Origin of the sequence: Tateyamaria pelophila, from assembly GCF_019966495.1 — a bacterium.
GTDB classification, from domain to species: Bacteria; Pseudomonadota; Alphaproteobacteria; order Rhodobacterales; family Rhodobacteraceae; genus Tateyamaria; species Tateyamaria pelophila.
Window position 1 is genome coordinate 1 of record NZ_JAIMIA010000179.1, and the last position, 6,757, is coordinate 6,757.

5 protein-coding genes and 2 pseudogenes are annotated in these 6,757 nt (G+C 58.1%); 3 read left to right on the top strand and 4 right to left on the bottom strand.

Annotation, left to right across the window (positions count from 1 at the left end; all coding sequences use genetic code 11):
* Positions 1-72 precede the first annotated feature (72 nt).
* The 4 genes from LC354_RS25490 to LC354_RS25505 all read right to left on the bottom strand — a co-directional run bounded on the left by LC354_RS25490 (position 73) and on the right by LC354_RS25505 (position 4,034).
* On the bottom strand, positions 73-1,119 hold the full coding sequence (locus tag LC354_RS25490) for an Ldh family oxidoreductase (protein ID WP_223428774.1): 1,047 nt from the start codon (positions 1,117-1,119) through the stop codon (positions 73-75).
* An 8-nt stretch (positions 1,120-1,127) separates the two neighbouring features.
* Positions 1,128-2,408, bottom strand: a complete 1,281-nt coding sequence (locus tag LC354_RS25495) for a TRAP transporter large permease (protein ID WP_223428775.1) — start codon at positions 2,406-2,408, stop codon at positions 1,128-1,130.
* Positions 2,409-2,420: 12 nt separating this feature from the next.
* Positions 2,421-2,990, bottom strand: a complete 570-nt coding sequence (locus tag LC354_RS25500; RefSeq protein ID WP_223428776.1) for a TRAP transporter small permease — start codon at positions 2,988-2,990, stop codon at positions 2,421-2,423.
* Between the two features lie 63 nt (positions 2,991-3,053).
* Positions 3,054-4,034, bottom strand: coding sequence for a sialic acid TRAP transporter substrate-binding protein SiaP (locus LC354_RS25505; protein ID WP_223428777.1), 981 nt, complete (start codon positions 4,032-4,034; stop codon positions 3,054-3,056).
* A 486-nt stretch (positions 4,035-4,520) separates the two neighbouring features.
* Here LC354_RS25505 and LC354_RS28190 point away from each other — a divergent pair.
* The 3 genes and pseudogenes from LC354_RS28190 to LC354_RS25525 form a co-directional block, all read left to right on the top strand.
* Positions 4,521-5,103 (top strand): annotated as a pseudogene (locus LC354_RS28190) (IS3 family transposase); the annotation flags it as partial.
* A gap of 150 nt (positions 5,104-5,253) precedes the next feature.
* A complete protein-coding gene (locus LC354_RS25520) occupies positions 5,254-6,141 on the top strand; it encodes a tyrosine-type recombinase/integrase (RefSeq protein ID WP_223428778.1) in 888 nt (295 codons plus the stop codon).
* 10 nt (positions 6,142-6,151) lie between these two features.
* Positions 6,152-6,622 (top strand): annotated as a pseudogene (locus LC354_RS25525) (IS91 family transposase); the annotation flags it as partial.
* Positions 6,623-6,757 lie beyond the last annotated feature (135 nt).

The following is a 6,757-nucleotide window of genomic DNA, read 5'->3' on the forward strand; positions in this document are numbered from 1 at the left end:
AGACGATGTCATCAAGCAGTACCTGGAATTACATTCCGACAAATGATGCCTCCGGCGTCAGCCGGTGGTCCTTCACTTTATGGGAGCGACCTTCAATGTGTGTGCCAGATCGGCAAAGCTCTGGGCCGTTATCGGATCAAGGGTCACGCCGTTTGCGCGGCGATCTTCGGCGACAGCCCATTCCCGGTCGCCGGGTGCCATGACCTTCTTACCAGGTTGGGCAGGCGAGCTGCGTAAACGCTCCAGATACCGCATCACGCCGGTCTGAATCAGGTCCCCCCCGGCAAAGGCTTCGGGATCGAGAGCGATGACAAAAGCCCCCATGCCGCGCGGTGTACTGAAGTCAGGTCCGCCCATTGGTAAGATTTCAGGCGACAGTTTCATGCCGGTCATCACGGCAGACAATATCTCGGCCACGCCGCCCAGGCCTGCGCCCTTGAAACCAAACTCAGTCCCAAGGGGCGCGAGCATGTCAGCCACATGTGGATCGGTCGTGTCGGCACCGCTGCTGTCAGAGGCGACACCCTCGGGCAAGGTCGTGCCGGTGGATCGGTAGAGTTCAACGCGATTGTAAGGCACCGCACTTGTCGCCATGTCCAGAAGCCACGGATTGTTTGGCGCAGGGCACGCAATGGACAGTGGGTTGGTGCCGTGAAACCGCTCCGACCCGTTGTGAAGCCGCACGAAACTGTCGCTGTTGCAGGTGACCAGTGCCAGCATCCCCCGTTCGACCGCGCGCATCGCATAGGCTCCTGCTGGCCCGAAATGTGACGAATGGGTTATTCCGACCGCGCCGATGCCTGCGTCCGACGCCAGCGCGCAGGCATGATCCATGGCGGCATAAGTGGCGCGTGCGCCTTGGGCGTTGTCCGCGTTCAGCATGCCGGACCCGGCCCGCGTTTTGGTGAACAGCAGACTCGGCGTCTTGTTCAGTCGCCCGCCCTGAAGCGCCTTGGCGTAATGCCCCAGAAGGCGCACGCCATGGCTGTCAACGCCGTGAATCGTGCCATGCATCATGGATGCAGTGCAATCGCGCGCGGTCTCGGCGTCTGCCCCCACCCCTGTCAGGACAGAACGGCAAAAGTCGGCCAGATCGTCGATTTGCACTGTTTTGGTCATGGTGCCCCTTAGCGATAGATGAGTGTCGGCAGCCACATCGTGATACCGGGGATGAAGGTGACCATCAAAAGCACGATCACGAGCGGGATCAGGAAGGGGGCCGTGCCGACAACGCATTGCTCGAACGGGATCTTTGCAACCCTCGCTAGCACGTAAAGGACCATGCCCACCGGCGGCGTCAAGAGCCCCAGCATCAGGTTCAGCACCATGATCACGCCAAAGTGGACAGGATCAATCCCGAGGGTAACTGCAATCGGAAGAAGCACCGGCACGAGGATCGTGATCGCCGCGACCGTCTCCATGAAGCAACCGACTGCCAGCAGGATAAGGTTGATCAGCAAAAGCAGTACCCAAGGTCGATCAGAAACCGCAAGCAGGCCCGCCGCGAACTGTTCCGGCACCCGGTTGGACGTCAGGATCCACGCGAAGATCGCCGCAGCCCCGACGACCAGAAGGACAACCGCCGTGGTCTCGATGGTGTCAAAGCTGACGCGCAGGAACCGGGGCAATGTCAGCGTGCGGTAGACCACCAGCCCGAGAAAGAGCGCCCAGGCGCAGGCTGCGACAGCGGCTTCGGTCGGAGTAAAGGCCCCGGACAGGATACCGCCGACGATAATGATTGGCGTTAACAGCGAGAGAAACGCGCGTCGGAAGGTCTGCCACAGAACCGACCAGTAGAATGGTTGGTCCCGTCCAAACCCTTTGCGCCGCGCCATAATCGCAATCATGATCATCAGTGATCCGGCCATCAGCAGTCCAGGGATAAACCCAGCCACGAACAACTGGCCAATGCTGGCCCCGGCCACGACACCATAGATCACCATGGGCAGTGACGGCGGAATGATCGGCCCGATGGTCGAGGAGGCCGCCGTGATACCGACAGCAAATTTCGGATCATAGTTGGCATCGCGCATTGCCTTGATCTCGATCGCGCCGAGCCCCCCGGCATCGGCCACCGCCGCTCCGGACATACCCGCAAAGATGACCGACGCCCCGACGTTTACATGACCAAGGCCGCCCCGCATCCAGCCGACAAGCGCCAAGGCAAAGTTGAAGATCCGCTCGGTGATTCCAGCGGTGTTCATCAGATTTCCTGCCAGAATGAAGAATGGTACTGCCAACAACGGAAAACTGTCGACGCCATTGATCATCCGGTGCGCCACCACCATCGGTGGCGGGGAGCCATTCGCAATGATGAAGATCGCGGATGATCCCGCCAGAGCAATTGCGACCGGCATGCCAAAAATAAGCATGCCCAACAGCATTGCGAATAGCCAAATAATGTCCACTGGGGGATGCTCCTAGTCGATGGCGCGGATTTGGTCCGCATGCAGTTCGGGGTCGATCAGTTTGCTGGTACCGCTGCGCAGATGGCGCCATGTGTTTATGGCCGCGTAAATCGCCATTGCCACAAAGGTCGCGGCAACAATCCAGTAGACCGTTGATTTTGGTATATCGAGCGAGACCATCATCTGACGGGTGCGGCCCGCAATCTGAGCGCTGAAGATCGCCAGCATTATGAAAAATGCTGTGGTCAGCACGTCAATGACGGTTTGTGCAATGCGTCGGCCCGCACGCGGTATCCAACGATAGAAGAATTCAACCGCAATATGACTTTGCTTGCGGGTCGCCATAATGGCTCCCACAAAGGTAACACCGATCAGCAGGAACCGCGCGATTTCTTCGGTCCAGGCGATGGAATCGTTTAATATGTAGCGCGTAAAGAACTGCAGAAAGACAATGAACGCCAAGAGCCAGAACAAGATCAAAACGACGCCATCGTTCCAACGCTGATCCGACAGGTCGATCTTTTCTTCTTCCAGCTTGATAGGGGCCGTCAGACTTTCTTCAGACGGATCTTGTTGAGTCATGTTCTATCCCTCGGAAGCTATGGTGCAGGCGGGCACGGGTGACCGCCTGCACTTTGGAAACGCTTACTGGATCGCCTGTAGCCGGTCGTAGGTTTCCTGATCCCAAGTGGCCATGTCGCCGTTGTGCATGACCTTGACCGCTTCGATAAAGGGGGCACGGTCGACGTCATTCACCTGTACGCCTTCGCCGCGGAACCACTCTGCCAACTCGCCTTCGGCCTTGATGATGGCGTCGGTCGCACAAACGGCGGTCTGCTGTGTCACGTCGCTCAACGCCTGTTGGTCGGCGACGTCCATGGCATCCCATGCAGGACCGCCCACGATGGTCAGAAGTGCGTCGGTGATATGGCCTGTCAGGTTGATGTCTGTCTGCACCTCATAGAACTTCTTGGCCTGGATCGTCGGCAGGGGATTTTCCTGCGCATCCACCGTCCCTTGCTGAAGGGCCAGATAGACCTCCGCAAATGCGATTGGGGCCGGGTTGGCGCCAGTGGCTTCCGGGAACATCATATAAAGCGGAGCGTTCGGCACCCGGATCTTGAGGCCTTCCATGTCAGCAGGCGTCAGGATCGGCTTGTTGGACGTGACGTGGCGCGCGCCGTAATAGGTCATCGCGGTGATATGGTTACCCGTTGCGTCAGTATAGCCTTGTGCCAATTCACCGAACAGGTCGGAATTGCGGAACTTGTCCCAGTGATCCCAGTCGCGGAACATGAAGGGAGCGCCGCCGATAGCGATGGGGCCGTAAGAACGTCCGGCAAAAAGCTGACCGGTGTAGATAATGTCTACGGTGCCAAAGCCAAGGCCTTCGTTGATATCAACCTCCTTGCCAAGTGAGGACGCCGGAAAAACTTCGATTCCATAGCGATTATCCGTTGCCGTCATCAGCAGGTCATTCGCCGCCACGGCGCAGGTATGATAAGGCTCGCTTGATTCGTAGACATGCGCCCATTTCAGTTTGGTTTCGGCAACGGCCACAGCAGGCAAAAGCCCCAGGATCGCAACGAGCGATGTGGTCGCAACTATCGTTTTCTTGTAAGTCATGTTTTCCTCCCTTGAATGCCACAGCGTTAACTTTGCGGATACCACAGTCAAGGGTTCTTGCGCGGACCTTCTCGGCGCGGCGCACCAATATCCGCTGTGCGGACCTGTCCGGGCCTATGTATCAAACGCACCAACGTGTGGCGGGCGTGAATTGTCCAAAGTCACTCCACAAGTCTGTGCATTTTGACCAAAGTTCATTCATGGGAGGTTATTGCGCTACGGCGGCTTGGCTGTCCCAAGGATTCTGGCGATTCCCATAGGGACAATCTTTCGAAACTCGGGCCGCAGATCGTGGCTTAGATGGGGTTTTCTCAAAGGGGGTTGCCGTGCTTAACGCAAACCCTTGGGGTTCTTGGCTAATCTTGGCCTTTTTTTTGGGGGGGGGCGGGACGTGACGCTCTGGCCTGAGCACTGGATCAGGAGAAAGTTCCCGTCTAAATTCGACACTATGGTCCTCCCCTCTGGTTAGGAAAAGGAGGATCAAATATGGGAATCAAGCGACAAAAGCTGGAAGAGATGGTGACCAAGTTACAGAAGGATGAGGTGCTTTGTGGCCAAGGCATGCCACGCATTGATGCGATCAGGCAGGTGCAGATAACGAAGCAAACATCTTATCGTTGGCGTAAGCCGTGGGTCGGCATGGGAACTGACCAACTGAAAGAACCCAAGCGGCCTCAAAAGGAAAATGACTGACTGCATCGAACTGTGTTGGACCTAACGCTGGATAAGTTCATCCTGTCAGAAGCCGCAAGGGCCAAGACCTATCCACTCAAAGACGGTTGCCAATGAGGCGTGCCGGTCAACGGGATGACCGACCCAATCGACCCGACCCGTTAGTTTGGTCGATACGGATATCGCCGTGTCGTCGCTTTGCTGCGACATGCTGGTTGGTCGGTCAATGACAAGCGTGTTGAACCTCTATGGCGGCGCGAGGCGCTAAAAGTGTTAGTGGAAACACCCGAAAAAAGCGCGGCTATGGCTCAATGTTGGGTCATGTGTTCAGCTCCGACCAGAGTATCGCAACCATGTCCAAATGACCCGCGTTGTTCGCTTTTCTCTGCACCACCGCAAGGCCGCTCCGCGCCCCAGGACGAAGCCGCTCGCGCGGCAATGGCGCTTGTGGCTGGTGTTGGTCTTGATCTGGTAGGCCTGCGCATTTTGCGATCTGGCTGACTTGTTTGACGATTGAGGTTTCTCAATCGACAGACAGGAGGATTTCATGGTCAGTGAGAGAACAACGCCGCTACGCGAGCGGATGATCGAAGACATGCGCATTCGGGGGTTGGGTCACCAGTCCCAAAGGGCGCATATCCGGGCAGTCAAGGATTTTGCCGCGTTTCTAAAGCATTCACCGGATACGGCGACCCCCGAGGAGCTTCGCGCGTATCAGCTTCACATGACGGATACCGAGGTCACGCCCTCGGTCTACAATGCCCGCATCACTGCTCTGCGTTTCTTTTTCTCGATGACCTGCGGGCGTGATGAGATGAAGAAGTACATGCAATTCCGCACCGAGCCGCGCAAGCTACCATCAGTGCTGAGCGTTGAGGAGGTCTCAGAGCTTCTGGCCGTAGCACCTGGTCCCGGGCTCAAGTACCGCGCGGCACTCAGTATTTCCTATGGTGCGGGCCTACGCGCATCTGAGGTTTGTAATCTGACGACCGGCGATATTGATAGCGATAGGATGCTGATCCATGTCGTGCAGGGCAAGGGGCGTAAAGATCGTAAGGTGATGCTGTCGCCAGGATTGCTCGACCTGTTGCGGGACTATTGGTGCGAGGCCCGGCCCGAGGGGTGGATGTTCCCCGGCAAGCCAAAGATCAATCCGATCTCACCGCGCCAGCTCAACCGGGCATTCACATCGGCCAAACGCATGGCCGGGATCAACAAGCCCGCGACGTTGCATACACTGCGGCACAGCTTTGCCACCCATCTGCTGGAAGCGGGGACGGATGTGCGGGTGATCCAGGTGCTGCTCGGCCATGCCAAGCTGACGACCACAGCCCAGTACACCAAAGTTGCTACCAAGATGATCCGGGATACGACCAGCCCGTTCGAGGCCCTCAAACAATTGAACTTGCAGACACGCAAGAAGCGACCGGGGTGACGGGCGGGGATTGCCCCGCACACAACTGGAGATTGCCGACATATTCCGCAGACATGGCCCCGCGTGGCGGCGGGCCAATGCCGGGCATGTCAGCCTGAGCAAGTTGAAGGTGATGTCAGCGATAGAGGCCTGCCGAACCGAGGCGCTCGGCGGGCATGTGGCAGCCTGCACCAAATGCAGCCATCAGCACATCGCGTATAACTCGTGCAAGAACCGGCACTGCCCCAAGTGTCAGGGTCCGGCTGCGCGCGACTGGATGGCGGCGCGGGCCGAAGACCTGCTGCCGGTCGAATATTTCCACGCCGTGTTCACCTTGCCTGCCGAGATTGCGCGGATCGCCCTCTGGAACAAGCGGGCCATTTATGGCCTGCTGTTCCGGGCTTCGGCAGAGGCTGTGATGACCATCGCTGCCGATCCCAAGCGGCTTGGTGCTCGCGTTGGCCTGACCAGTGTCTTGCATACCTGGGGCTCGGCGCTGACTGCAGCGCGACAAACAAGATGAGAATCCAGCGTCAATCAGGATGAGAACGCGGGGGTTGGGCGTCGCAGGGAGGGCGTAGCCCGACTGGAGAGGCCCAACCCCCGCGTTTCGCCCAAATTGGGCGGGTCTGACGGT

Coding starts and splice junctions, on each gene's coding strand:
- LC354_RS25490 (WP_223428774.1), bottom strand. CDS start 1,119: ATGACCAAAACAGTGCAAATCGACGATCTGGCCGACTTTTGCCGTTCT.
- LC354_RS25500 (WP_223428776.1), bottom strand. CDS start 2,990: ATGACTCAACAAGATCCGTCTGAAGAAAGTCTGACGGCCCCTATCAAG.
- LC354_RS25505 (WP_223428777.1), bottom strand. CDS start 4,034: ATGACTTACAAGAAAACGATAGTTGCGACCACATCGCTCGTTGCGATC.
- LC354_RS25520 (WP_223428778.1), top strand. CDS start 5,254: ATGGTCAGTGAGAGAACAACGCCGCTACGCGAGCGGATGATCGAAGAC.